At 63.8% G+C, this 25031-nt stretch carries 20 protein-coding genes, 2 tRNA genes and 1 pseudogene; 2 read left to right on the top strand and 21 right to left on the bottom strand.

Features of this window, described 5'->3' with window-relative positions; genetic code table 11:
* Positions 1 to 35: 35 nt before the first annotated feature.
* From AC0J42_RS02950 to rnr, 10 genes are all read right to left on the bottom strand, one after another.
* Positions 36 to 458: a hypothetical protein gene (locus AC0J42_RS02950; protein WP_416422168.1), complete on the bottom strand. Its 423-nt coding sequence runs from the start codon at positions 456 to 458 to the stop codon at positions 36 to 38.
* Positions 455 to 1366, bottom strand: a complete 912-nt coding sequence (locus tag AC0J42_RS02945; protein WP_416422167.1) for an NAD synthetase — start codon at positions 1364 to 1366, stop codon at positions 455 to 457. Before AC0J42_RS02945 ends, AC0J42_RS02950 begins: the two co-directional genes overlap by 4 nt.
* A gap of 208 nt (positions 1367 to 1574) precedes the next feature.
* Entirely contained in the window at positions 1575 to 3878 is a 2304-nt protein-coding gene (locus tag AC0J42_RS02940; RefSeq protein WP_473005203.1) for a YgiQ family radical SAM protein, read from the bottom strand.
* A gap of 178 nt (positions 3879 to 4056) precedes the next feature.
* Positions 4057 to 5454: a replicative DNA helicase gene (gene dnaB, locus AC0J42_RS02935; RefSeq protein ID WP_473005202.1), complete on the bottom strand. Its 1398-nt coding sequence runs from the start codon at positions 5452 to 5454 to the stop codon at positions 4057 to 4059.
* Positions 5455 to 5563: 109 nt separating this feature from the next.
* Positions 5564 to 6010, bottom strand: coding sequence for a 50S ribosomal protein L9 (gene rplI, locus AC0J42_RS02930; protein ID WP_416422164.1), 447 nt, complete (start codon positions 6008 to 6010; stop codon positions 5564 to 5566).
* 18 nt (positions 6011 to 6028) lie between these two features.
* Entirely contained in the window at positions 6029 to 6928 is a 900-nt protein-coding gene (locus AC0J42_RS02925; protein ID WP_416422163.1) for a YybS family protein, read from the bottom strand.
* 36 nt (positions 6929 to 6964) lie between these two features.
* Entirely contained in the window at positions 6965 to 7195 is a 231-nt protein-coding gene (gene rpsR, locus AC0J42_RS02920; protein WP_008368574.1) for a 30S ribosomal protein S18, read from the bottom strand.
* Between the two features lie 28 nt (positions 7196 to 7223).
* Entirely contained in the window at positions 7224 to 7649 is a 426-nt protein-coding gene (rpsF, locus tag AC0J42_RS02915) for a 30S ribosomal protein S6 (RefSeq protein WP_027979704.1), read from the bottom strand.
* Positions 7650 to 7926: 277 nt separating this feature from the next.
* Entirely contained in the window at positions 7927 to 8673 is a 747-nt protein-coding gene (rlmB, locus tag AC0J42_RS02910; protein WP_416422162.1) for a 23S rRNA (guanosine(2251)-2'-O)-methyltransferase RlmB, read from the bottom strand.
* A complete protein-coding gene (rnr, locus tag AC0J42_RS02905) occupies positions 8670 to 11312 on the bottom strand; it encodes a ribonuclease R (RefSeq protein WP_416422161.1) in 2643 nt (880 codons plus the stop codon). The genes rlmB and rnr overlap by 4 nt, the downstream gene beginning before the upstream one ends.
* Positions 11313 to 11538: 226 nt before the next feature.
* Here rnr and AC0J42_RS02900 point away from each other — a divergent pair.
* Positions 11539 to 11625, top strand: a tRNA-Leu gene (locus AC0J42_RS02900).
* Positions 11626 to 11810: 185 nt separating this feature from the next.
* Positions 11811 to 11897, top strand: a tRNA-Leu gene (locus AC0J42_RS02895).
* A gap of 129 nt (positions 11898 to 12026) precedes the next feature.
* Here AC0J42_RS02895 and AC0J42_RS02890 read toward each other — a convergent pair.
* The 11 genes and pseudogenes from AC0J42_RS02890 to AC0J42_RS02840 all read right to left on the bottom strand — a co-directional run bounded on the left by AC0J42_RS02890 (position 12027) and on the right by AC0J42_RS02840 (position 25028).
* Positions 12027 to 12731, bottom strand: a complete 705-nt coding sequence (locus tag AC0J42_RS02890) for a methyl-accepting chemotaxis protein (RefSeq protein ID WP_473006807.1) — start codon at positions 12729 to 12731, stop codon at positions 12027 to 12029.
* A 201-nt stretch (positions 12732 to 12932) separates the two neighbouring features.
* Positions 12933 to 13082: pseudogene (locus tag AC0J42_RS02885) on the bottom strand (hypothetical protein); the annotation flags it as partial.
* A gap of 1018 nt (positions 13083 to 14100) precedes the next feature.
* Positions 14101 to 15393, bottom strand: coding sequence for an adenylosuccinate synthase (locus tag AC0J42_RS02880; RefSeq protein WP_027979707.1), 1293 nt, complete (start codon positions 15391 to 15393; stop codon positions 14101 to 14103).
* A gap of 54 nt (positions 15394 to 15447) precedes the next feature.
* Positions 15448 to 16635, bottom strand: a complete 1188-nt coding sequence (locus tag AC0J42_RS02875) for an ATP phosphoribosyltransferase regulatory subunit (protein ID WP_416422160.1) — start codon at positions 16633 to 16635, stop codon at positions 15448 to 15450.
* Between the two features lie 285 nt (positions 16636 to 16920).
* On the bottom strand, positions 16921 to 17790 hold the full coding sequence (gene hflC / locus AC0J42_RS02870; RefSeq protein WP_416422159.1) for a protease modulator HflC: 870 nt from the start codon (positions 17788 to 17790) through the stop codon (positions 16921 to 16923).
* Entirely contained in the window at positions 17790 to 18965 is a 1176-nt protein-coding gene (gene hflK, locus AC0J42_RS02865) for an FtsH protease activity modulator HflK (protein ID WP_416422158.1), read from the bottom strand. Before hflK ends, hflC begins: the two co-directional genes overlap by 1 nt.
* A gap of 96 nt (positions 18966 to 19061) precedes the next feature.
* Complete coding sequence (gene hflX, locus AC0J42_RS02860) at positions 19062 to 20363, bottom strand: ribosome rescue GTPase HflX (protein WP_416422157.1); 1302 nt, start codon at positions 20361 to 20363, stop codon at positions 19062 to 19064.
* A gap of 12 nt (positions 20364 to 20375) precedes the next feature.
* Complete coding sequence (gene hfq, locus AC0J42_RS02855; RefSeq protein ID WP_008368554.1) at positions 20376 to 20636, bottom strand: RNA chaperone Hfq; 261 nt, start codon at positions 20634 to 20636, stop codon at positions 20376 to 20378.
* 95 nt (positions 20637 to 20731) lie between these two features.
* Positions 20732 to 21703, bottom strand: a complete 972-nt coding sequence (miaA, locus tag AC0J42_RS02850) for a tRNA (adenosine(37)-N6)-dimethylallyltransferase MiaA (protein ID WP_473005201.1) — start codon at positions 21701 to 21703, stop codon at positions 20732 to 20734.
* A gap of 5 nt (positions 21704 to 21708) precedes the next feature.
* Complete coding sequence (mutL, locus tag AC0J42_RS02845; RefSeq protein ID WP_473005200.1) at positions 21709 to 23607, bottom strand: DNA mismatch repair endonuclease MutL; 1899 nt, start codon at positions 23605 to 23607, stop codon at positions 21709 to 21711.
* Positions 23604 to 25028: an N-acetylmuramoyl-L-alanine amidase gene (locus tag AC0J42_RS02840; protein ID WP_416422154.1), complete on the bottom strand. Its 1425-nt coding sequence runs from the start codon at positions 25026 to 25028 to the stop codon at positions 23604 to 23606. Before AC0J42_RS02840 ends, mutL begins: the two co-directional genes overlap by 4 nt.
* Between the last annotated feature and the right edge of the window lie 3 nt (positions 25029 to 25031).

Here is a 25031-nt window from a genome sequence, read left to right as displayed (position 1 = left end):
CATGACGCAAGCGAAGGAGGCGGTTGGCCAAGGCGTTATCGCTGCCGACGCAGCCACAGGAAGTGTTGGCGCATTTCGCGATGGCGTCTCGAATTCAGTAGCAACAACCCCGTGAGCGGCGACAACACCGCTACCGCGAAGACACCGAGCGGCGGCTGGTAGAAATAGCTGGGAAGCGCCGTGGCAAGGCAGGCCAGCAACACGGCGGCAATAACCCAGGTCGCCGCGAGCCGGCCCCTGACCATCAGGAAATGGCTGATGAAAACTGCCACACCCACCGATGCCCCGCCCCACAGCAGCCCCGGCCCCTTGAGCGGCTTGAGCGGCACGTTGGCCAGGTAGGAGAAGCCGACAATGGCAACTACCGTACCAATCGCAAGGCAACAGCACAGAACAACACCTATGAACGCTGGGTAATATTTTGCCATCCAGCTGAGCGAGCCATCCTGGTCAGTCATTCACCCTCCTCCTCATACAGCCCGACGGCTACGTTGATGTTGCCCGACAGGCTGCTGCCTATCAGGCCCAACGACGCGCTGATCGAGTCTCTGATCTGGGTGATAGTGGCGTGTTTGAACTGGGCCGGGGTGTAGCGCTTCTCCAGTGTCTTGGCAGCTTGCCTCAGCTTCATCAGCCTGGGGGTCAACTTCGGGTCTTTCAACGCAAGCAGCTCGCTGGTCAACCGCTTGCGCTCCTGCCGGGTAAGGCCCTGAAGGGCCGCGCGAAGCGGCCTGCCCGTGTTGGCCTTGACCAGCAGGAGTAGCCTGGTCGTCGTCACCGCCGATGCAGCGACACCGGCCAATGACAGGCCATCGAGAATGAGCGACACCGCCTGGTACCAATCATTGCTGTCGAGTTCGTCCACGGCCTGCTGGTCGTAGGCCGATACCGCCGTGCGCCCTACCCCGGCGATGCATTGCAGCCCGCTGGCAGTGGCGGCGCTGTAACCGATGATGGTCACCACGGTACTGGCGCCCCCCGTGAACGGCACGGCAATGGTGCCGCTGAGCATTACCACCCAGCTCAGCACCGCCCCCGTGCAGGCCAACCCGGCGTTGAGCGCCTCCTGCAACACCCGCGACTCGCGGCCGTCGTTATGCACCTGGCTGATGAACTGCTCGGGCGTAGTGTGGCGCTTGGCCTCACGCAATATCACCCGTTTTACCGCCTTGCTGCAGATCGGCTGGAACTCGCGCAGGGTGATCACGTTGAAATCGCTGTCGATATACACCACCCCGGCGCCGACGATTCCGGGGTCGGCGTCGATGGCGGCGAACAGGCGTGGCAGGTTGATGCGGCTTTCGATGCGCTGGCGGGCGAAGTGCTGGGAGGGGGTGGTGAAGGACGGATTGAGAGCGGTGCTCACTGGACGGTTCCTTGTTCAGTGGGAGGAGCGCGGTACGTAGCAGCTGCCGAAGGCTGCGTCACGGGTTATGCGGCGTTAGTGACGCGACCTTGCGGCCGCTGCTACAGGTGTGGGGGCCCAACGAAATATTGCGTAGGCCGGCGGCGGGGCGCAAGGGGAAATGCAAAACCGGGTGTAACCGAAATTTTCGGTTACACCCGGCTTCACATCAGCGCGGCAGGACGGGCTGACGCGAAGGCTTTTTCTTGCCCTTGCCGCCCTTGGCTGCGTCGTGGCGGGCCTTGGCGGCTTCCTTGGCGCGGGCTTCGGCGGCGGCCTTGGCCTGTTCGCGCTTGTCCCACGGCTTGGAGCCGTCGCTGCCACGCGGCGGCAGGCCGGTGTGCTGGGTGAGGATGCGGGTTTCCTTGGCCACCTTGTGGCTGCCGGCCGGCGTCGAGTTCTTGCGACGGGCACTCTGGTAGGTGTCGGTCGCCGGCTGGTGCAGCGGGATCAGCTGGTGCTTGCCCGGGCCAATCAGGTCGGCGCGGCCCATGCGCTCCAGCGCTTCGCGCAGCATCGGCCAGCCCTTCGGATCGTGGTAGCGCAGGAAGGCCTTGTGCAGGCGGCGCTGCTCCTCGCTCTTGACGATGGTGACCGCGTCGCTCTTGTAGGTGACCTTGCGCAGCGGGTTCTTGCCCGAGTGGTACATGGCGGTCGCCGACGCCATCGGCGAAGGGTAGAACGCCTGCACCTGGTCGGCGCGGAAACCGTTGCCCTTGAGCCACAGCGCCAGGTTCATCATGTCTTCGTCGGTGGTGCCCGGGTGCGCGGCGATGAAGTATGGAATCAGGTACTGCTCCTTGCCTGCTTCCTTGGAGTACTTCTCGAACATGCGCTTGAACTTGTCGTACGAGCCGATGCCCGGCTTCATCATCTGGTTCAGCGGGCCTTCTTCGGTGTGCTCCGGGGCAATCTTCAGGTAGCCGCCCACGTGGTGGGTGACCAGCTCCTTGACGTACTCCGGCGATTCCACCGCCAGGTCGTAGCGCAGGCCCGAGGCAATCAGGATTTTCTTCACCCCCGGCAGGGCACGGGCGCTGCGGTACAGCTGGATCAGCGCCGAGTGGTCGGTGTTCAGGTTCGGGCAGATGCCCGGGAACACGCACGACGGCTTGCGGCACGCCGATTCGATTTCCGGGCTCTTGCAGGCGATGCGGTACATGTTGGCGGTCGGGCCGCCCATGTCCGAGATCACGCCGGTGAAGCCTGGCACCTTGTCGCGGATCTCTTCGATCTCGCGAATGATCGACTCTTCCGAGCGGTTCTGGATGATGCGGCCTTCGTGCTCGGTGATGGAGCAGAAGGTGCAGCCGCCGAAGCAGCCACGCATGATGTTCACCGAGAAGCGGATCATGTCGTAGGCCGGGATCTTCTCCTTGCCATACGCCGGGTGCGGAATGCGCGCGTAGGGCATGCCGAACACGTAGTCCATTTCCTCGGTGGTCATGGGAATGGGTGGCGGGTTGAACCATACGTCCACTTCGCCATGCTTCTGCACCAGCGCACGGGCGTTGCCCGGGTTGGTTTCCAGGTGCAGCACGCGGTTGGCGTGGGCGTAGAGCACGGCGTCGCCGCGCACTTTCTCGAACGACGGCAGGCGGATGACGGTCTTGTCACGGGTCATGCGCGGGCTGGCCAGGATCTGCACGACCTTGGGCTCGTTCGGGTCTTCCACCGGGCCCTTTTCCTGCTCGATGGCGCAGGCCTGGGTGTCCTGGGTGTTGACGTACGGGTTGATGATCTTGTCGACCTTGCCAGGACGGTCGATACGGGTGGAGTCCACCTCGTACCAGCCCTGCGGCGTGTCACGGCGCACGAAGGCGGTGCCACGAATGTCGGTGATGCTTTCGATCTTCTCGCCGTAGGACAGGCGCTGGGCCACTTCGACGATCGCGCGTTCGGCGTTGCCGTACAGCAGGATGTCGGCGCAGGCGTCGATCAGGATCGAGTGGCGGACCTTGTCCTGCCAGTAGTCATAGTGGGCGATGCGGCGCAGCGAGGCCTCGATGCCGCCCAGCACGATCGGCACGTGCTTGTAGGCTTCCTTGCAGCGCTGGCTGTACACCAGGCTGGCGCGGTCGGGGCGCTTGCCCGCCAGGCCGCCAGGGGTATAGGCGTCGTCCGAGCGGATTTTCTTGTCCGCGGTGTAACGGTTGATCATCGAGTCCATGTTGCCGGCCGCGACGCCGAAGAACAGGTTCGGCTCGCCCAGCTTCATGAAGTCGTCTTTGCTGGTCCAGTCGGGCTGGGCAATGATGCCCACGCGGAAGCCCTGGGCCTCCAGCAGGCGGCCGATGATGGCCATGCCGAACGACGGGTGGTCGACGTAGGCGTCACCGGTGACGATGATGATGTCGCAGGAATCCCAGCCGAGCTGATCCATCTCCTCCCTGCTCATGGGCAGGAATGGCGCTGGCCCGAAACACTCGGCCCAGTACTTTGGATAGTCGAATAACGGCTTGGCTGCTTGCATGTCGATGACCGTGTGGCTACATGTTGAAAAAACGCGGGCGCGGAATATAGCACAAATTTTGACCAATTCCGACGACCACTGTCGGAATTCAGCCCGCTCGATAAAAACCCCCGTAGCAGCTGCCGAAGGCGGCGTCGTTTTTTAAAAGCGACGCCGCCTTCGGCAGCTGCTACGCGGGTTATTCGTCGTCGTCGAAGTTGTAGCTGCCTGGCGCCAGGTTCTCGAAGCGCGTGTATTTGCCGATGAAGGCCAGGCGGATGAAGCCGATGGGGCCGTTACGCTGCTTGCCGATGATGATCTCGGCGATGCCCTTGTGCTCGGTCTCGGGGTGGTACACCTCGTCGCGGTACACGAACATGATCACGTCGGCGTCCTGCTCGATCGCTCCCGATTCCCGCAAGTCGGAGTTTACCGGGCGCTTGTTCGGGCGTTGTTCCAGGGAGCGGTTGAGCTGCGACAGCGCCACCACCGGGCAGTTGAATTCCTTGGCCAGGGCTTTCAACGAGCGGGAAATCTCCGAAATCTCGTTGGTACGGTTGTCGCCGCTGGAACCGGGAATCTGCATCAGCTGCAGGTAGTCGATCATGATCAGGCCGATGTCGCCGTGTTCACGCACCAGGCGGCGCGTACGCGCGCGCATTTCCGACGGGCTGATACCGGCGGTATCGTCGATGAACAGCTTGCGGTCGTTGAGCAGGTTGACCGCCGAGGTCAGGCGCGGCCAATCGTCGTCGTCCAGGCGGCCGGAACGCACCTTGGTCTGGTCGATGCGGCCCAAGGAAGACAGCATACGCATGACCAGCGAATCACCTGGCATCTCCAGCGAGTAGACCAGCACGGCCTTCTCGCTGCGCAACACGGCGTTTTCCACCAGGTTCATGGCGAAGGTGGTCTTGCCCATCGACGGACGGCCGGCGACGATGATCAGGTCAGCCGGCTGCAGGCCGCTGGTCTTCTCGTCCAGGTCGGTGTAGCCGGTGGACAGGCCAGTGATGGCCTCGTCGGTGTTGAACAGCGTGTCGATGCGGTCGATGGCCTTGGTCAGCAGGTCGTTGACGCTGACCGGGCCGCCGGTCTTGGGCCGCGCCTCGGCGATCTGGAAGATCTGCCGTTCGGCCTCGTCGAGGATCTCGGCGGCGTTGCGGCCCTGGGGGTTGAAGGCGCTGTCGGCGATCTCGTTGCTGATGCTGATCAGCTGGCGCAGCGTGGCACGCTCGCGGACGATCTGCGCATAGGCCTTGATGTTGGCGACCGACGGCGTGTTCTTCGCCAGTTCGCCCAGGTAACCCAGGCCACCGACCTGGGTGCTCTGCCCTTCCTTGTCCAGCTGCTCGTGCAGGGTGACCACGTCGAACGGCGTGTTCAAATCCGCCAGGCGGGCAATGGCGCGGAAGATCAGGCGGTGGTCATGACGGTAGAAATCGCCATCCGAAACTTGATCGAGCACGCGTTCCCAGGCGTTGTTGTCCAGCATCAAGCCACCGAGCACGGCCTGTTCGGCCTCGATGGAATGCGGCGGCACCTTGAGGGCGGCGGTTTGCAGATCGTACTGTTCGGGTTGCGATATCTCGTTCATGGCCACTTGAAATCAGAGGGTACAGAAAGACAAAGGGCACGACCTGTAGACAGGATCGTGCCCAATGTTACCGGCTGTTACCCAAGGGTGCCAGCCGATAGGTAGTGCCTTAAGCAGCTACAACAACAACGCGTACGGTAGCTTCTACGTCGCTGTGCAGGTGCACGGCAACGTCGTATTCGCCAACGTTACGGATGGTGCCGTTCGGCAGACGAACTTCAGCCTTGGCAACTTCAACGCCCGAGGCGGTCAGTGCGTCAGCGATGTCGTGGGTGCCGATCGAACCGAACAGCTTGCCTTCGTCACCGGCGGTGGCAGTGATGGTCACTTCCAGCTCAGCCAGTTGGGCAGCGCGAGTTTCAGCCGAAGCTTTCTTGTCTGCAGCCAGTTTTTCCAGCTCGGCACGACGCTCTTCGAACGCAGCCAGGTTGGCTGGGGTCGCGGCGGTAGCTTTGCCGTAAGGCAGCAGGTAGTTACGGCCGTAACCAGCCTTAACGTTTACTTTGTCGCCCAGGTTGCCCAGGTTGGCGACTTTTTCCAGAAGGATCAGTTGCATGTGGAAATCCTCTAACTTTTAACCTTCACCGTTCGCATTGCCAGCGTCTTTCGACGCCAGACGTCCGCGAAAATCAATCAGGCTGTCGACAATGGCCAACACCACGAGCAACGGATAGATCAGCTGCATGAACACCAGCAGCGTCACGTACAGCCCCACCAGCCAGAACCGCGCCAGGCGCTTTGCAGCGACCAGGGCGTGGATCAGGGCCAGGCCTGCGAACAGCAGCGGCACACTGCACAGCGGCGTGAGCATGGCCAGTTGAGTGCCGAAATTCGGCCCCACTAGCATGCACGCCAGCAGCAGCAATGCCGGCCCCCGCGGGATGCGCACGGTGCGAAACTCGCGACCGAACCCACCCGGGTTGTACAACAACGCTTGCCAGTACCGGCCCAACATCAGGCACAGCACGCTGACAATCTGCAGCATGGCCGCTATCAGGCCGGTCAGGACCGGTGGCAGCAGTGCGCTCAGGCGCGCTCGCTCTTCTACCGACAATTGCTGGTAGAGATCACCGAGGGCCATGGGCAGGACCTTTGACAGTTCCTGCGCCATGCCGTCGATGTGAGGGCGGAAAACCGCGCCCAGCACCACTGCATACACCAACCCCAGGGCTATGCTGACCAGCAGCACGCGGATCCAGGACTCACTCGAGCGCAGCACGTGCGCGAGGGTCGCCGAGCCCAGCAGCACCAGAAGTGCGCGGGGGTCGTGGTCGCTTCCCAGCAGCCACCACGCCAGAGCGGGCAGCAGGCCGAGGGCGAGGACACTCTTGGCATCCTGAAATCCGCGCCGCAGAAGCACCAGGCTTCCCGCGGCAGCACCCAACCAGAACAACAGCGGCATGACTGCCGATATGGCCACCACCAGGGTGGCCTGCATGCGTCCGCGCATGATGAAATCAGCTATGGCGCGCATGCATTCAATCCCTTGCTACTTGTCGACGACCCGGTCTCAGCGGCCGTGGCTGTCGGTGTAGGCCAGCAGGGCCAGGAAGCGGGCGCGCTTGATAGCGACGGCCAGCTGACGCTGATAACGAGCTTTGGTACCGGTGATACGGCTTGGAACGATTTTGCCGGTTTCGGATACGTAGGCTTTCAGGGTGTTGAGATCTTTGTAATCGATCTCTTTCACGTCTTCAGCGGTGAAGCGGCAGAATTTACGACGACGGAAGAAACGTGCCATGTAATTGGCTCCTCAAAAGGTCCGTGGATTACTCGTCAGCGTTATCGCTGGCGTCGCTGTTGTCGCTGTCATCGCCATCGGCGCTGTCAGCATGCTCAGGACGGTCACGACGCTCACGGCGCTCGCTGCGGTTTTCTTCGGCCTTGAGCATCTCGGACTGACCAGTTACGGCTTCGTCGCGACGGATGACCAGGTTACGGATCACGGCATCGTTGTAACGGAAGTTGTCTTCCAGCTCGGCCAGGGCCTTGCCAGTGCACTCAACGTTCAGCATCACGTAGTGAGCCTTGTGAACATTGTTGATTGCGTAGGCCAGTTGACGACGGCCCCAGTCTTCCAGACGGTGGATTTTGCCGCCGTCTTCTTCGATCAGCTTGGTGTAACGCTCAACCATGCCGCCGACTTGCTCGCTCTGGTCAGGGTGGACCAGAAAGATGATTTCGTAATGACGCATGAATGCTCCTTACGGGTTGTAGCCTGCCGCCAGGGCGGTCAGACAAGGAGTGAATGACACTGTATGTCTTGCTCGCGGAAAAGGTGATGGCGATGAACTGCTGGCACCTGCCGTCGAGGCAAGGGGCGCAATTGTAGAGAAGGGAGTGGGGACAAGCAAGGGAATTGGCGAATATTTGAACAGCTTTCGCCGGAATGCAAATCCCCGTAGCAGCTGCCGCAGGCGGCGTCGCCTTTTGACAGCGACGCAGCCTTCGGCAGCTGCTACGGGGGTTGGGTTACTTCTTGGTGTTGCGCTGACGGACGGCTTCGAACAGGCACACGCCCGTGGCCACCGACACGTTCAGGCTGCTGACGCTGCCGTGCATCGGCAGTTTCACCAGGTAGTCGCAGTGCTCGCGGGTCAGGCGGCGCATGCCCTTGCCTTCGGCGCCCATCACCAGGATGGTCGGCCCGGTCATGTCGTGCTGGTACAGCTCCTGCTCGGCTTCACCGGCAGTGCCCACTACCCACAGGCCGCGCTGCTGGAGTTTCTCCAGGGTGCGCGCCAGGTTGGTCACGGCCACCAGCGGGATCACCTCGGCCGCGCCGCAGGCGACTTTGCGCACTGCCGGGGTCAGGGTGGCCGACTTGTCCTTGGGCACGATCACTGCCAGCACGCCGGCGGCGTCGGCGGTGCGCAGGCAGGCGCCGAGGTTGTGCGGATCGGTCACGCCGTCCAGCACCAACAGCAGCGGCGCGCCTTCGGTGCGGTCCAGCAGCTCGTCGAGCATAGCCTCGCCCCACACCTGGCTTGGGCTGACCTCAGCCACAACGCCCTGGTGCACGCCTTCAACCCAGGCGTCCATCTCGCGACGTTCGGCCTGGCCCACCGACACGCGGTTTTCCGCGGCCAGGGCGATCAGCGGCTGTACGCGCGGGTCGTTGCGGCTTTCCGCCAACCAGATCTGCTTGACCCGCTTGGGGTGGTGACGCAACAGGGCTTCCACGGCGTGCACGCCGTAGATCTTTTCCAACTGACTCATGACTTCGCCTTCGGTTTACGGGCGCCCGATTTCGACGGGCCCTTGCGGTGCGTGGTGGGCTTGCTGGCGCCGCCGGACTTGTCCGAACGCGCCGGCTTGCCCGCGCCGCCCTTGGCCTCGGCCAGCAGCGCTTTTTTCATTTCACGGCTCTTGCGCACGTCGGCGTTGTTGGCCGCGGCATCCGACGCACGGTAGGCGCTGGCCGACTCCGAGGACTTGGCTGGGCGCTTCGACGGCTTCGACAGCGGCGCTGCCGGTGCCGGTTTTTCGTACACGGGCTTGTCGTAGGACTTGGCCGCCGGCTTCTTGTCCGCCGACTTGCGCTCAGGCGCTTTCTTCGCTTCAGGCTTTTCGGCCTGGCGATTCTTGCGACCGACGGGTGCGCTGGCGGATTTTTCCGACATGCCGAAGTCGATCTTGCGCTCGTCCAGGTCGACGCGCATCACCTGCACTTCCACCGTGTCGCCGAGGCGGAAGCTACGGCCGGTGCGCTCGCCCGCCAGGCGGTGGTGCACAGGGTCGAAGTGGTAGTAGTCGCCCGGCAGCGCGGTGACGTGCACCAGGCCTTCGACGAAGATGTCGGTCAGCTCCACGAACAGGCCGAAACCGGTCACGGCGGTGATCACGCCCGGGAAGGTCTCGCCCACACGGTCCTTCATGAACTCGCACTTGAGCCAGTTCACCACGTCGCGAGTGGCTTCGTCGGCACGGCGCTCGCTCATCGAGCACTGCTCGCCCAGCTGCTCCAGGGCCGGCTCGTCGTACGGGTAGATGCGCGCTTTCGGAATGGTCATGGCACCGGCACGCTTGACGTGCGGGGTGTCCATCTTCGAGCGGATCACACTGCGGATGGCGCGGTGGGTCAGCAGGTCCGGGTAGCGACGGATCGGCGAGGTGAAGTGGGTGTACGCCTCGTAGTTCAGGCCGAAGTGGCCGTTGTTCTCGGCGCTGTACACCGCCTGGCTCAGGGAGCGCAGCATCACGGTCTGGATCACGTGGAAGTCCGGGCGGTCCTGGATGTTTTCCAGCAGCGCGCGGTAGTCCTTGGGCGACGGACCATCCTTGCCCTTGTTGATCGACAGGCCCAGCTCGCCGAGGAAGGCGCGCAGTTTTTCCAGGCGCTCTGGCGGCGGACCGTCGTGCACGCGGTACAGGGCCGGGATTTCATGCTTCTGCAGGAACTCGGCGGTGGCCACGTTGGCGGCCAGCATGCACTCTTCGATCAGCTTGTGGGCGTCGTTGCGCACGGTCGGCTTGATTTCGGCGATCTTGCGCTCGGAACCGAAGACGATGCGGGTTTCCTGGGTCTCGAAGTCGATGGCGCCACGGGCATGACGGGCACCCAGCAGCACCTTGTACATGGCGTACAGTTGCTTGAGGTGCGGCAGCACATCGCCGTACTCGCCGCGCAAGGCCTTGGCCTCGCTGGTGCGCGAGTGCTCGAGCATGGTGCTGACCTTGTTATAGGTCAGGCGCGCATGGGAGTGGATCACCGCCTCGTAGAACTGGTAGTCGGTCATCTCGCCGGTCTTGGAGATGGTCATCTCGCAGACCATGGCCAGGCGGTCGACGTGCGGGTTCAGCGAGCACAGGCCGTTGGACAGCTCCTCCGGCAGCATCGGGATCACGCGCTCGGGGAAGTACACGGAGTTGCCGCGCACTTGGGCCTCTTCGTCCAGGGCCGAGCCCAGCTTGACGTAGCTGGACACGTCGGCGATGGCCACGTACAGCTTCCAGCCGCCATTGAACAGGCGCAGCTTGCTCTTGGCTTCGCAATAAACGGCGTCGTCGAAGTCGCGGGCGTCTTCGCCGTCGATGGTGACGAACGGCAGGTGGCGCAGGTCAACGCGGTTCTGCTTGTCCTTTTCCTCGACTTCCGGCTTCAGCTTCGCGGCTTCCTTCAGCACGGCCTGTGGCCATACGTGCGGGATGTCGTAGGTGCGCAGCGCGACGTCGATTTCCATGCCCGGCGCCATGTAGTTGCCGACCACTTCAATCACATCGCCCTGGGGCTGGAAGCGCGGGGTCGGCCAGTGGGTGATTTTCACCTCCACAAACTGGCCGATCTTGGCGCCGGCGTTGCGGCCCGGGGTAATCAGCACTTCCTGATTGACCTTGGGGTTGTCCGGCGTCACGAAGCCGATGCCGCCCTCTTCAAAGTAGCGGCCGACGATGGTCTCGTGACCACGGGACACCACTTCGACGATCACGCCTTCACGACGACCACGACGGTCCAGGCCGGAAACACGGGCCAGGGCACGGTCGCCGTCGAACACCAGGCGCATTTGCGCCGGGCTCATGAACAGGTCGTCGGAGCCGTCGTCGGGGATCAGGAAGCCGAAACCGTCGCGGTGGCCGGCAATGCGACCGGCGATCAGGTCCAGCTTATCCACAGGGGCGTAGGTGCCGCGGCGGGTGTAGATCAGTTGCGCATCGCGCTCCATGGCGCGCAGGCGACGACGCAAGGCCTCGACCTGGTCCTCGGTGGTCAGCCCGAACTCGTCTACCAGCTGCTCGCGGCTGGCGGGTGAGCCGCGCTCGTCGAGGTGCTGGAGGATCAGCTCGCGGCTGGGAATAGGGTTTTCGTATTTTTCCGCTTCACGAGCGGCCTCGGGATCGAGGGACTGCCAATCGGCCATTAGAGAAATTTCACCTTGTCTATATAAGGGTTAGTTTGGCATACGCGTATTGAAACGGGAAATTTCACGGTTTGACAGCCCCGCATTGCCGCATCTTCCAGTAAAAAAGGCACCGCGTGGAAGAAACCTGGAAAAAACCTAAACTTTTTTAACAACAGGGGTTTACAGGTCAAAAGACTGCCCGTATAGTGCGCGCCATCGACAACGCAAACGCGCTGAAGATGATGCCCAGATGGTGAAATTGGTAGACACGCCAGCTTCAGGTGCTGGTGACCTTACGGTCGTGGAAGTTCGAGTCTTCTTCTGGGCACCAATTTCTGGCTTGAGATTACAACATCTTGAGCCACTCACAAGAACCCGCGAAAGCGGGTTTTTGCGTTTCAGGGGTCTGAAAAGATTCTTTGAGAAATTTTTGAAAAAAAGTGTTTTCGGGGGTTTACAGGTGTTCGAACCCTCCGTATAGTGCGCACCACAACGACGGACAACGTCGAAGTAGCTGCCCAGATGGTGAAATTGGTAGACACGCCAGCTTCAGGTGCTGGTGACCTTACGGTCGTGGAAGTTCGAGTCTTCTTCTGGGCACCAATTCAGATTCACAGATCAACGATCTCTGAATCATCTCAAAAACCCGCGAAAGCGGGTTTTTGCGTTTCTGCCCTCCAGAACACCAATCCCCCGGACGCGGCCTGCGGCCGCTGCTACGAGGGATTGGTGTCAGGCTTTGAATTGGCCGATGCTGGCGCGCAGTTGCGCAGCCAGGTCATCCAGCACCTTGCTGCTGGCCGTGGTGTCAGCCACCACCTTCGCCGCGCGTTGTGCCTGGGCGTGGATATTTTCCACCCTGCCCTTCACCGCCTGCGCGCCATCAGCCTGCTGTTCCGCTGCACGGGTGGCCAGGCCTATCGCCGCATGCACCTGCTCCACCGACGCCTGCACGCTTTGCTGCAACCGCGCGCTGTCGCGCAGCACCAGCAAACCTTCGCCGGCCTGGCGCCCGGCCTGGCTGATGGCGGTCACCGCTTCACGGGCGCCCGATTGCAGCGCAGCAATGTGCGCCTGGATATCACCGGTGGAGCTTTGCGTCTTGCTGGCCAGCGCCCGCACTTCATCGGCGACTACCGCGAAGCCACGCCCGGTCTCGCCCGCCCGCGCCGCCTCGATGGCGGCGTTCAGGGCCAGCAGGTTGGTCTGTTCGGCGATGCTCTGGATCACGCTGAGCACCACTTCAATCTGTTGGCTTTGCTCGGCCAGCCGCTCGATGACCTGGGAGCCGTTTTGCACCTGCCCGGCCAGCGCCTCGATCAGGCCGCCCACCTGCGCCGAGGCCTGGGTGTTGGCGTCAGTGGCGGTGCGTATTTCTGCCACCTGCTGCAACGCCGACTGCATGGCACGGCTTTCGGCCTGGGCCTCATCAGCCATGGTCGACAGCGCCTGGAGGCTGGCGGCCACTTCATTGCTCTGCAACTGGGCGGCCGCGTCGGCGCCGGCGTTGCGCCGGGCCATCAGGTCGATCTCCTGGCCGGTGCGCTGGGCCACGTCACCCGCCTCGCGCACAATGGGTTGCAGCTTGTCGACGAAGCGGTTGACCGCCGCCGCCATGTCGCCGATTTCGTCATGGCTGTCGAGGCGCACACGGCGGGTCAGGTCGCCCTCCCCCGCGGCCAGATCGTTGAGCGCGGCGATCAGCAGGCGCAGCTTGCTCACCACCCGCCGGCCAAGCACTACCGCCACCAGCAGCAACACGCCCAGGCCGACCAGCGCCAAGGCCATGCCGATGCGCCAGCGCAGGGTAGCCGCCGCCTCCTGCACGCTGCGGGTGGCGTTGCCTTGCATGGCCGCAGCGCTGCCCTGCGCCGCTTCCAGGCGCGCCCTCAAGGCCTTCGAGCTGTCTGCGGAGGCGCCCAGCAGGCTGTCGCCCACCAACTGGTCGCCGCTGGCGATCAGGGCGGCGAAGCGCTTGTCCAGCGCGCCCAGCTGGGCCTCGACATTGGCCGTGGAAACGCCCATGCGCACCTTGCCGATCTCTGCGCCATTAGGGTTGATGGAGGCTTCCACGTAGTACACCGACGGATCGTTCTTCGCCGCGTCCAGCACCTTGTCCAGCGGCCGCTCGCCGGCGCCCTTGGCCAAAAGGGCCTGGTTGATGGGGTTTTCGCGGTTCAGGTAGCGGGTCAGGTGCTCGCCCTGGGCGTCGTCGTAAATCACGAACAGCACGCTGGGGTTGCGCTGGGCCTGGCGGGCGAATTCGGACAAGGTGGGCACGTCGTTGTCCCAGATGGCCCGCGGCGCTACCGAAGCCAGCAGCTGGGCCATGGCGTTGGCGGAGTCCTTGAGGTCCTGCTCCAGGGTAGTGCGTATCTGCCCCTGCTCTTCTTCAAGGCGCGAGGACAACCCGGCACTCAGGCGCTGGCGGGTGCTGGCCGAGAGGCCGTCCAGGCCTGCGCTGACTTCCTTGCCTGCCTGGTCGAGCTGGTCGGTAAGTTGATGGGTATCGGACTGCAGGCGCAGGCCCAAATCGGTTTCCAGCGCGCCCACGGTGCTCCGGGTCAGCGCAACGGCTACCAGCACCTGCACCAAAAGGGCAACGCCCAGGGTAATGAACACGGGCCGCAGCAAACGACTGCGCAGAAGAGAAAGTACGGCCGACACGGGTGATTCCTCTTGCTCCGGGGAGGCCATCAAAATGATGGCACCGACAAGGAATCCTCCCAGCAATCGCCATGCCGCACAGCAGGCAGAAACGACAAAGGGCCCCATAGGGGCCCTTTGTGGTGCAACTCAGCGTTTCTTAGGCGAACGGGTGACGCAGCACGATGGTCTCGTTGCGGTCCGGGCCGGTGGAAACGATGTCGATCGGCGCGCCGACCAGCTCTTCGATGCGCTTGATGTACGCACGGGCAGCGGCTGGCAGTTCGTCCAGGGACTTGGCGCCCAGGGTCGACTCGCTCCAGCCTGGCATCTGCTCGTACACCGGCTCCAGGCCGATGTAGCTGTCAGCGTCGGTCGGCGCGTCGATGACGGCGCCGTCGGCGTTCTTGTAGCCCACGCAGATGTTGATGGTTTCCAGGCCGTCCAGCACGTCCAGCTTGGTCAGGCAGATGCCCGAGATGCTGTTGACGTCGATGGCGCGACGCAGGATGACGGCGTCGAACCAGCCGCAACGACGGGCACGGCCGGTGGTGGCACCGAACTCGTGGCCACGCTTGGCCAGGAAGGCACCGACGTCATCGAACAGCTCGGTAGGGAACGGGCCCGAACCGACGCGAGTGGTGTAGGCCTTGGTGATGCCCAGGATGTAGTCCAGGTACATCGGACCCACGCCCGAACCGGTGGCGATGCCGCCAGCCGTGGTGTTGGAGCTGGTGACGTACGGGTAGGTACCGTGGTCGATGTCCAGCAGCGAGCCCTGGGCGCCTTCGAACATGATGTCCTTGCCAGCGCGACGCAGCTCGTGCAGTTCGGCGGTGACGTCGAGCATCATCGGCTTCAGCAGCTCGGCGTATTCCATGCACTCGTCCAGGGTCTTCTGGAAGTCGATGGCCGGCTCTTTGTAGTAATTCACCAGGACGAAGTTGTGGTAGTCCAGCAGCTCGCCCAGCTTGGCGGCGAAACGCTCGCGGTGGAACAGGTCACCGATGCGCAGGCCACGGCGTGCCACCTTGTCTTCGTACGCTGGGCCGATGCCGCGGCCAGTGGTGCCGATCTTCAGCTCGCCACGGGCTTTCTCGCGGGCCTGGTCCAGGGCCACGTGGTAGGACAGGATCAGCGGGCAGGATGGGCTGATGCGCAGGCGCTCGCGCACCGGTACGCCCTTCTCTTCCAGCTTGACGATCTCACGCAGCAGGGCGTCGGGTGCTACCACCACGCCGTTGCCGATCAGGCACTGCACGCCTTCGCGCAGCACGCCCGACGGAATCAGGTGCAGGACGGTTTTCTCACCGTCGATCACCAGGGTGTGGCCAGCGTTGTGGCCACCTTGGTAGCGCACTACGGCGGCTGCATGTTCGGTCAGCAGATCAACGATCTTGCCTTTGCCCTCATCACCCCACTGGGTGCCCAGGACTACGACATTCTTACCCATGACACTTGTCCTCATTCGCGCAAACTTGGTGCCGGCGTTGGCCGGCAGGAAAACTCAAGAAGCCAGCGGCAGTACCTGCCACAGCCCGTTCTGCTGAATCAATTGGCGGTCGCAATCGGCCTCGACGGCCGCGCTCAACGCCTGCCCAGGCAACGCCTGGACCACACGCTGGCCTTCACGACGCAGCTGGCAGACCTGCTGCCAGAGTGCCGCATCGGTGCTGTCTGGCATCCAGATGCCACCGCTAGGCAGTTCCACTTCGGCGCGACCCAGGGTAACCAGGGTCTTGAGGTCGGTGGAGAACCCCGTTGCCGGGCGCGCACGACCGAAGTCGGCGCCGATATCGTCATACCGACCGCCCTGGGCGATCGACTGGCCGACACCCGGGACGAATACCGCGAACACCACACCGGTGTGGTAGTGGTAGCCGCGCAGCTCGCCCAGGTCGAAATACAGGGGCAGCTCGGGGAAACGCGCAGCCAGGCGCTCGGCGATGGCTTGCAGGTCGTCCAGGGCCGCGATCACCGGGGCCGGGGCGTTGGCCAGGCGCACGCGCGCCTCGGCGAACACTTCCGAACCACCGCACAGCTCCACCAGGGCACGCAGCATGGCCGCCAGGTCGGCCGGCAGGCCTTCGGTCAAGGCGATGACTTCGTCGATGGCCTTGCGCTGCAGGGCGTCGAACAGCTGCTGCTCGACGCTGCCCGACAGGCCGGCGGCGCGGGCCAGGCCACGGTAGATGCCCACGTGGCCCAGGTCCATGTGCACATCCGGCACGTCTGCAAGTTGAAGCATAGCCAGCATCAGGCTGATGACTTCGACATCGCTGCTCGGGCTGGCGTCGCCGTACAGCTCGGCACCCAGCTGGATGGGGCTGCGCGAGGACGACAGGGCACGCGGCTGGGCGTGCAGCACGCTGCCGGCGTAGCACAGGCGGCTCGGGCCTTCACGGCGCAGGGTGTGGGCGTCGATGCGCGCCACCTGCGGGGTGATGTCGGCACGGAAGCCCATCTGGCGCCCGGATTGCGGGTCGACGACCTTGAAGGTGCGCAGATCCAGGTCCTGGCCGGCGCCGGTAAGCAGCGACTCCAGGTACTCGATATGCGGGGTGACGACGAACTCGTAGCCCCAGCTCTGGAACAGATCCAACACCTGGCGACGCGCTACTTCGATGCGCGCCGCTTCCGGCGGCAGTACTTCTTCGATGCCATCTGGCAGCAGCCAGCGGTCTACCGTTGCCATTACGCCTTTCCCCTATGATCCGGGCGGCACGCGTTCTTGCGAGCCTTGAGTGAAGCAGGCAACGGCGAGGCAACGTGCGGCGGTTTTCATGCCGCCCTGCCTGCTTGAGCCATTGCCCTCGATTACTTTGGAAACAGTTTGAAACACTATGCAAAAGACTGGCACGAAGGGCCAATCGATCTTGCAGACGCAAAAAAGCCGGGAATTTCCCGGCTGCCGCATCATAACACGTTTTCAGATTTGGTCACCCCGCCGGGCGATTTGACCGCCCGGCGGGTACCTTCATCACGGCTTGTACTTTTCCATGTAGCGGAAGAAATCGCTGCTTGGGTCCAGCACCAGCACGTCGCTCTTGTTGGAGAAGCTTTGACGGTACGCCTGCAGGCTACGGTAGAAGGAGTAGAACTCCTGGTCCTGGCCGTAGGCCTTGGCGTAGATGGCGGCCGCCTGGGCGTCGCCGTCACCGCGGGCTTCCTCGGACTCGCGATAGGCCTCGGCCAGCAACACGCGGCGTTGACGATCGGCGTCGGCACGGATGCCTTCGGCCAACTCGTTACCCTTGGCGCGGTGCTCGCGGGCTTCACGCTCGCGCTCGGTGCTCATGCGGTCGAAGACGCTCTTGTTGACTTCCTTCGGCAGGTCGATGGCCTTCACCCGCACGTCGATGACTTCGATGCCCAACTCGTCATTGGCCATCTTGTTCAGCGACTCGGTGATGCCCGCCATCAACTCGTCACGCTGGCCCGACACTACTTCGTGCAGGGTGCGCTTGCCGAACTGGTCACGCAGGCCCGATTCCAGGCGGCGGGACAGGCGGTCGTCGGCGATCTGCTTGATACCCGAGGTAGCGGTGTAGAAACGCTCGGCGTCCTTCACGCGCCACTTGGCGTACGCGTCGACCATCACCGCTTTCTTCTCCAGGGTCAGGAACCGCTGGGTCGGGGCGTCGAGGGTCATCAGGCGTGCGTCGAACTTGCGCACCTGGTTCACGTACGGCACTTTCACGTGCAGGCCGGGGGCTACATCGGCCTGTACCACGCGGCCGAAGCGCAGCAGCACGGCGCGCTCGGTCTGGGACACGATGTAGAAACTGTTCCACGCCACGATGGCCAGTACCACGCCAACGATCAGGGCGATCAGTGATTTATTGCCCATCAGCGACTCTCCCTGGAACGCAGTTCACGTTGTTGCTGTTGCAGATCGGCCGCTGCACGGGCGCCCGCCGCGTCGGTCACCGACGGCGTCACGCTGCCCGACGCCACTGGCGCTGGGCCATGGCTGGCATTGACCATCTTGTCCAGCGGCAGGTAGATCAGGTTGTTACCCCCTTTCTCGCTGCTCACCAGCACCTTGCTGGTGTTGCTGTAGACGTCCTGCATGGTTTCCAGGTACAGGCGCTGGCGGGTGACTTCCGGTGCCTTGCGGTACTCGGTCACCAGCTTGGTGAAGCGGTCGGCCTCACCCTTGGCGCGCGACACCACTTCATCGCGGTAGCCGTTGGCGTCCTCGATGATGCGCTGCGCCTGGCCACGGGCCTCGGGCACCACGCCGTTGGCGTAGGTCTCGGCCTGGTTGCGCGAACGCTGCTCGTCTTCACGGGCACGGATCACGTCGTCGAAGGCTTCCTGGACTTCACGCGGGGCGGCCGCGCTCTGCACGTTGACCTGGGTAATGGTGATACCGGTCTTGTACGTGTCCATGAAGCCCTGCAGGCGCTTCTTGATCTCGCTGGCCATCAGCTCGCGGCCCTCGGTCAGCACCTGGTCCATGGTGGTGGACCCCACCACGTGGCGCAGGGCGCTGTCGGTGGCGTGCTGCAGGCTGACTTCCGGCTGGTCGACGTTAAGCACGAAGTCCTGCAGGTTGCTGATGCGGTATTGCACGGTCAGCGGCACCTCGACGATGTTCTCGTCCTCGGTGAGCATCTGCCCCTGCTTGGTGTACGTACGCTCGCGCGTCACGTTTTCCAGGTACTTCTTGTCGATGGGCGGGAAGTAGATATTCAGGCCCGAACCGACGGTCTCGTAGTACTTGCCGAAGCGCAGCACCACGGCCTGCTCCTGCTCGTCCACCACGTAGATGGCGCTGTACAGCCAGATAGCCGCCAGCACGACCAGCCCGATCCCGAGCAGGCCGAAGCCACCGCCCCTGGACGAACCGCCGCCATCACCCGTGCGTTTTTTTCCACCACCGAACAAACCGTTCAGGCTTTCCTGCAGCTTTCGGAAGGCTTCGTCGAGATCCGGTGGCCCCTTGCGGTCGCCCCCACGGCGCTTGCCACCCCAAGGATCCTGATTGTTCGAGTTGCCACCCGGCTCATTCCAAGCCATAGCGCTCTCCATCTGATAAAGCAAAGACGCACCCACGGCGCGCCAACCAATGCTACAGAATGCCCGAGCTCGCGGCATCGCCGCATTGCAGGGCTTTTATTGCAAAGTGTGTTGCTCGATGAATTCCAGCGGTTCCATCCCTGCCCGGCTGACCAGACGGTTGAGTTCGACACGAGGCACGCGCACCGCCAGCAGGCTGGCGCCCTCCTCGTCATGCGTCTCGCTCTGCACCACACCCATCTCGAAGAACTGCGCTCGCAGGCGCCCCATGCGTTGCGGCAGGCGCAGGGTGCCGACGAACAGGTCGTCACCCAGAAGCTCCGCCACGGCCTGTTTCACCAGGTCCAGGCCACGCCCGTCACGCGCCGAAACCCAGACCCGCTGCGGCTTGCCGTCGGCATCGCGCTGGATCTGCGGCTCTACCCCCTCAAGCAGGTCGAGTTTGTTATACACCTCCAGGATCGGCAACCCTTGGGCACCGATCTCGGTGAGCACCGCCATCACCTGTTCGATCTGCGCCATGCGCTCCGGCTCATGGGCGTCGATCACGTGCAGCAGCAGGTCGGAGTTGCTCGACTCTTCGAGCGTAGCCCGGAAAGCCTCGACAAGCTTGTGCGGCAGGTGGCGAATGAAACCCACGGTGTCGGCGAGGATCACCGGCCCCAGGTCGTCCAGCTCGAGGCGACGCAGGGTCGGGTCGAGGGTGGCGAACAGTTGGTCGGCGGCGTACACCTCGGACGAGGTCACGGCGTTGAACAGGGTCGATTTGCCGGCGTTGGTGTAGCCCACCAGTGAAATCGAAGGGATGTCGGCACGGCGCCGGCCACGACGGGCCTGCTCGCGCTGGCTGCGCACCTTCTCCAGCCGGCCCTTGATCTGGCGCAGGCGTACCCGCAGCAGGCGGCGGTCGGTTTCCAGCTGGGTTTCACCCGGGCCACGCAGGCCGATACCGCCTTTCTGGCGCTCAAGGTGGGTCCAGCCGCGAACCAGTCGCGTACTCATGTGCTCGAGCTGGGCGAGTTCCACCTGCAGCTTGCCTTCATGGGTGCGCGCCCGCTGGGCGAAGATATCCAGGATCAGACCGGTACGGTCCAGCACGCGACACTCGAAAGCACGCTCGAGGTTACGTTCCTGGGAAGGTGTGAGGGTGTGATTGAAAATCACCAGATCTACCTGTTCGGCTTTGACCCGGTCGCGCAATTCCTCGACCTTGCCGCTGCCAATCAGGTATTTGGCCGTGGGCTGATGCCGCGCCACGTTGACGAACGCGACAGTTTCGGCGCCGGCCGACGTGGCCAGCTCCTGAAACTCCTGCGGATCTTCGCGCGCCTCAGGGTCCTGACCATCCAAGTGAACGAGAATTGCCCGCTCACCACCACCGTGGCGCTCAAAGAACAAAGCAGACTCCTATCAGGCGTTACCTGGTTCGACGTCGCCATGCTCGGATTCGGTTGCGCTAGGCAGACGGATCGGGCGTACGGGAACGACGGTGGAGACAGCGTGCTTGTAGACCATCTGGCTGACGGTGTTCTTCAGCAGAATCACGAACTGGTCGAACGATTCGATCGTACCTTGCAACTTGATACCGTTAACGAGATAGATCGAAACACCGACCTTCTCTTTACGCAATGTATTCAAGTAAGGGTCTTGTAGCGAATGCCCTTTTGACATGTGCCGCACTCCTTTAAGGATCAATAGTAAGAAAAATCAGAAAAAATGATGGCTTAGGCCGTCTCACCCCAAGGATAGACGGCAATTACAAGGACTCAGCTCAATATGGAGACCGTTCCAAGGTATTTCAAGGTGCGTGGCAGATTGTCACAAGCCAGACTGTCCAGCCAGTGAAGATCACCGAAGCTTCTAAGCCAGGTGAACTGTCGCTTGGCCAGTTGGCGTGTAGCGATGATGCCCCGCTCCTGCATTTCCACCGAGCTCAGCTTGCCATCCAGATGATCCCAGACCTGGCGATACCCCACCGCACGTATAGACGGCAGGCCCGCGTGCAAGTCACTTCTGGCACGCAGGGCTCTGACCTCGTCGACGAAGCCCTGTTCCAGCATTTGCCGAAAACGCAGGGCAATACGGTCGTGCAGCACCTTGCGATCGGTTGGCGCGATCGCCAGGCTGGCAACAGTATAGGGCAATTGACCGCCGCCCGGAGCGCCTGCGTCGGTACTTTGCGCAGATTGACGCGCGCGGTGCTCGGTCATGCTGGAACCGCTTACCCGGTAAACCTCCAGTGCACGGATCAGGCGCTGGGGGTCGTTGGGGTGGATGCGCGCCGCCGATACCGGGTCCACGCGGGCCAGTTCATCGTGCAAGGCCTGCAACCCGCCGGCCTGGGCCATGGCTTCGAGCTCCTCGCGCACGGCGGCGTCGGCGGCCGGCATGTCGGCCAGGCCATCCAGTAACGCCTTGAAATACAACATCGTGCCGCCAACCAGCAACGGGATGTTTCCGCGCGCGGTGATCTCGGCCATCGCCTGCAGGGCGTCGGCGCGGAATTCGGCGGCGGAATAGGCCTGGGCCGGGTCGAGAATGTCGATCAGGCGGTGCGGGTGGGCGGCCAGCAGCGCCTTGGAAGGCTTGGCGGTGCCGATGTCCATGCCGCGGTAGACCAGCGCCGAGTCGACGCTGATCAGCTCGCAGGGCAGCACCTTGCTCAGTTCAATGGCCAGGTCAGTCTTGCCGGCGGCCGTGGGGCCCATCAGGAATATCGCAGGGGGTAACGCACTCATCGCAATCAACGGCCACGCAGGAATAGTTTGTCCAGATCATCCAGGCCCATCTGGGTCCAGGTCGGTCGGCCATGGTTGCATTGGCCGCTGCGCTCGGTGTTTTCCATGTCGCGCAGCAGGCCGTTCATTTCCGGGATGGCCAGGCGCCGGTTGGCGCGGATGGCGCCGTGGCAGGCCATGGTGCCCAACAGTTCGTTCAGGTGCGCCTGGATACGGTCACTGGTGCCGTATTCCATCAGGTCGGCCAGCACATCGTGCACCAAGCGGTTGGCCTCGGCCTGCTTGAGCAGCGCCGGGATCTGGCGAATGGCCAGGCTTTCCGGGCCCAGGCGCTGCAGCTCGAAGCCCAGGCGCTGGAACCAGCCCGCGTGTTCCTCGGCGCAGTCGGCCTCGCGCTGGCTGACGGCGATGGACTCAGGCACCAGCAGCGGCTGGCCGCTGAGGCCTTCGCTGGCCATGGCCACCTTCAGGCGCTCATACATGATGCGCTCGTGGGCGGCGTGCATGTCCACCAGCACCAGGCCCTGGGCGTTCTCGGCAAGAATATAGATGCCCTTGAGCTGCGCCAGCGCGTAGCCCAGCGGCGGGATATCGCCCTGCCCCTCGGGCAGGCTTGGCGCGGCAACCCCGGCTTGCTGGGGCAGCGGCGCGTAGAATTCGCGGTAGGCGGCCTGGGTCTCGGCCGTGGGCATGGGCTGCGCCGGGCGCGGCACGTACTGGTAGCCGGCGCCCGAGCTGCTGCTGTAGCCGCGGCTGGCGGGCTCCTGCTGCTGTTGTTCGAGCAGGTTGGCGGCCAGGCGCATCTCGCCCTGGGGGCCGAATTCACCGGCGGCCAGGCCGCTGGGCCGGGCCACGGGCTCGACGGCAGCGGCCGTGGGCAGCTGGTCTTCGGGACGCACGTCGGCCAGGGCACGGTGCAGGGTGCCATAGAGGAAGTCGTGCACCATGCGCCCGTCACGGAAGCGCACTTCGTGCTTGGTAGGGTGCACGTTGACGTCGACCACCGTGGGGTCGACCTCGAAGAACAGCACGAAGGTCGGGTGGCGGCCGTTGAACAGCACGTCGCGGTAGGCCTGGCGTACCGCGTGGGCCACCAGTTTGTCGCGCACGGCACGGCCGTTGACGAAGAAATACTGCAGGTCGGCCTGGCTGCGCGAGAAGGTCGGCAAGCCCACCCAGCCCCACAGGTGCAGGCCGTTGCGCTCGATCTCGATGGGCAGCGCCTGCTCCAGGAAGCCCGGGCCGCAGATGGACGCCACGCGGCGCGCGCGGGCGATCTCGTCGTTGGCCTCGTGCAGGCTGAGGATGGTCTTGCCGTTGTGGCGCAGGTGGAAGGCCACGTCGAAACGCGCCAGCGCCAGGCGCTTGATCACTTCCTGCAGGTGGTCGAATTCGGTCTTTTCGGTCTTGAGGAACTTGCGCCGCGCCGGGGTGTTGAAGAACAGGTCGCGCACTTCCACCGAGGTGCCCACCGGGTGCGCCGCCGGCTGCACGCGCGGGGCCATGTCGCGGCCTTCGGTTTCCACCTGCCAGGCCTGGTCGGCATCGCGGGTGCGCGAGGTCAGGGTCAGGCGCGCCACCGAGCTGATCGAGGCCAGGGCCTCGCCACGGAAGCCCAGGCTCATCACCCGTTCCAGGTCTTCCAGGTCGCGGATCTTGCTGGTGGCGTGACGCGCCAGCGCCAGCGGCAGGTCGTCGGAGGCGATGCCGCCGCCGTCGTCGCGCACGCGCAGCAGCTTGACGCCGCCCTGCTCGACTTCCACGTCGATGCGCCGGGCACCGGAGTCCAGGCTGTTTTCCAGCAGCTCCTTGATCACCGAGGCCGGGCGCTCGACCACCTCACCGGCGGCAATCTGGTTGGCGAGCCGCGGGCTTAGCAGCTCGATGCGTGCAGACGACGTCATTGCTGGGCCGCCAGTACAGTGGCCGGGATATTCAAGGTCTGGCCTATCTTCAGCTCGTCAGTGGTGAGGTTGTTGGCGCTGCGCAAGGTAGCCACCGACTGGTTGTAGCGCACGGCCAGCATCGGCAGAGTTTCGCCGGGGCGCACCACGTGCTCGGTGGGGCCCTGGGCCAGCTTGCCGCTGTCACGCAGCCAGGCGATGTAGGTACCCGGTGGCGGGTTCTGCTGGAAGAACTGGCGCACACCGCTGGTGATGGAACGGGCCAGGGCCTGCTGGTGGCTGGAGCTTTGCAGCTTGGCCGCCTCGCCGGCGTTGGAGATGAACCCGGTTTCCACCAGGATCGACGGAATATCCGGCGACTTCAGCACCATGAAGCCGGCCTGCTCGACCCGCGCCTTGTGCAGCGGCGTCACACGGCCGATATTGCTCAGCACCTTCTGGCCGACGTTGAGGCTGGAGCTGAGCGAGGCGGTCATGGACAGGTCCAGCAGCACGCCCGCGAGCATCTTGTCCTTGTCGTCGAGGCTCACGGCCCCGGCGCCACCGATCAGGTCGGAACGGTTTTCGCTGTCGGCCAGCCAGCGCGCGGTCTCGGAAGTAGCGCCACGTTCGGACAGGGCAAACACCGAGGCGCCCACGGCCGCCGAGGATGGCGCGGCGTCGGCGTGAATGGACACGAACAGGTCGGCGCCTTTCTTGCGGGCGATTTCGGTGCGCTGGCGCAGCGGGATGAAGTAGTCGCCGGTGCGGGTCAGTTCGGCGCGGAAGCCTTTCTCGCCGTTGATCTGGCGCTGCAGCTCGCGGGCGATCTGCAGGGTGATGTCTTTTTCGTGCTGGCCGCGCGAGCCCGAGGCACCCGGGTCTTCGCCGCCGTGGCCGGCGTCGATGGCGACGATGATGTCACGCTTGCCGTTGGGCACCGGCGCCAGCTTGATGGCCGGCTGCGCAGGCGTCACCGGTACTGCCGGGGTGGTGGCCACGGTGGGTTCCGGCGGCTGCGGCGCGGCGTCGGCGGCGTTGTCGAACAGGTCGACCACCAGGCGGTTGCCGTACTGCTGGTTGGGCGCCAGGGAGAAGCTTTTCGGCGTCACCGCCTTCTTCAGGTCGATGACCACGCGCAGGTCGGTGGGCGTGCGCTGGGCCGAACGCACCGAAGTGATCGGCGTGTTGGCGATGGGCAGGTTCAAGGGGCCGGCCAGGGTGGCGCCGTTGATGTCGATGACCAGGCGGTCCGGGGACTGCAGGGTGAACAGGCTGTGTTCCACCGGCCCCGACAGGTCGAACACCAGGCGCGTGTTATCCGGCGCTCGCCACAGGCGAACGCTCTTGACCTGAGAAGCCGCAAACGCGTCGACGACAACTGTCGCCAACAGCAACCCCACGAACGCGACCAGCGCGCGAATGCGCATACAGACACCCACCCA

Source organism: Pseudomonas sp. Tav-5-1A, assembly GCF_055755055.1.
Note: the sequence above shows the minus strand (reverse complement) of the source record. Positions and strands in the feature narration are given on the sequence as shown.

Coding starts and splice junctions, on each gene's coding strand:
- rpsR (WP_008368574.1), bottom strand. CDS start 7,195: ATGGCACGTTTCTTCCGTCGTCGTAAATTCTGCCGCTTCACCGCTGAA.
- rplI (WP_416422164.1), bottom strand. CDS start 6,010: ATGCAACTGATCCTTCTGGAAAAAGTCGCCAACCTGGGCAACCTGGGC.
- miaA (WP_473005201.1), bottom strand. CDS start 21,703: ATGAGTGCGTTACCCCCTGCGATATTCCTGATGGGCCCCACGGCCGCC.
- AC0J42_RS02925 (WP_416422163.1), bottom strand. CDS start 6,928: ATGCGCGCCATAGCTGATTTCATCATGCGCGGACGCATGCAGGCCACC.
- hfq (WP_008368554.1), bottom strand. CDS start 20,636: ATGTCAAAAGGGCATTCGCTACAAGACCCTTACTTGAATACATTGCGT.
- AC0J42_RS02875 (WP_416422160.1), bottom strand. CDS start 16,635: ATGGCAACGGTAGACCGCTGGCTGCTGCCAGATGGCATCGAAGAAGTA.
- AC0J42_RS02940 (WP_473005203.1), bottom strand. CDS start 3,878: ATGCAAGCAGCCAAGCCGTTATTCGACTATCCAAAGTACTGGGCCGAG.
- rpsF (WP_027979704.1), bottom strand. CDS start 7,649: ATGCGTCATTACGAAATCATCTTTCTGGTCCACCCTGACCAGAGCGAG.
- rlmB (WP_416422162.1), bottom strand. CDS start 8,673: ATGAGTCAGTTGGAAAAGATCTACGGCGTGCACGCCGTGGAAGCCCTG.
- dnaB (WP_473005202.1), bottom strand. CDS start 5,454: ATGAACGAGATATCGCAACCCGAACAGTACGATCTGCAAACCGCCGCC.
- AC0J42_RS02880 (WP_027979707.1), bottom strand. CDS start 15,393: ATGGGTAAGAATGTCGTAGTCCTGGGCACCCAGTGGGGTGATGAGGGC.
- AC0J42_RS02950 (WP_416422168.1), bottom strand. CDS start 458: ATGACTGACCAGGATGGCTCGCTCAGCTGGATGGCAAAATATTACCCA.
- AC0J42_RS02890 (WP_473006807.1), bottom strand. CDS start 12,731: ATGGCTGATGAGGCCCAGGCCGAAAGCCGTGCCATGCAGTCGGCGTTG.
- rnr (WP_416422161.1), bottom strand. CDS start 11,312: ATGGCCGATTGGCAGTCCCTCGATCCCGAGGCCGCTCGTGAAGCGGAA.
- hflK (WP_416422158.1), bottom strand. CDS start 18,965: ATGGCTTGGAATGAGCCGGGTGGCAACTCGAACAATCAGGATCCTTGG.
- mutL (WP_473005200.1), bottom strand. CDS start 23,607: ATGACGTCGTCTGCACGCATCGAGCTGCTAAGCCCGCGGCTCGCCAAC.
- hflC (WP_416422159.1), bottom strand. CDS start 17,790: ATGGGCAATAAATCACTGATCGCCCTGATCGTTGGCGTGGTACTGGCC.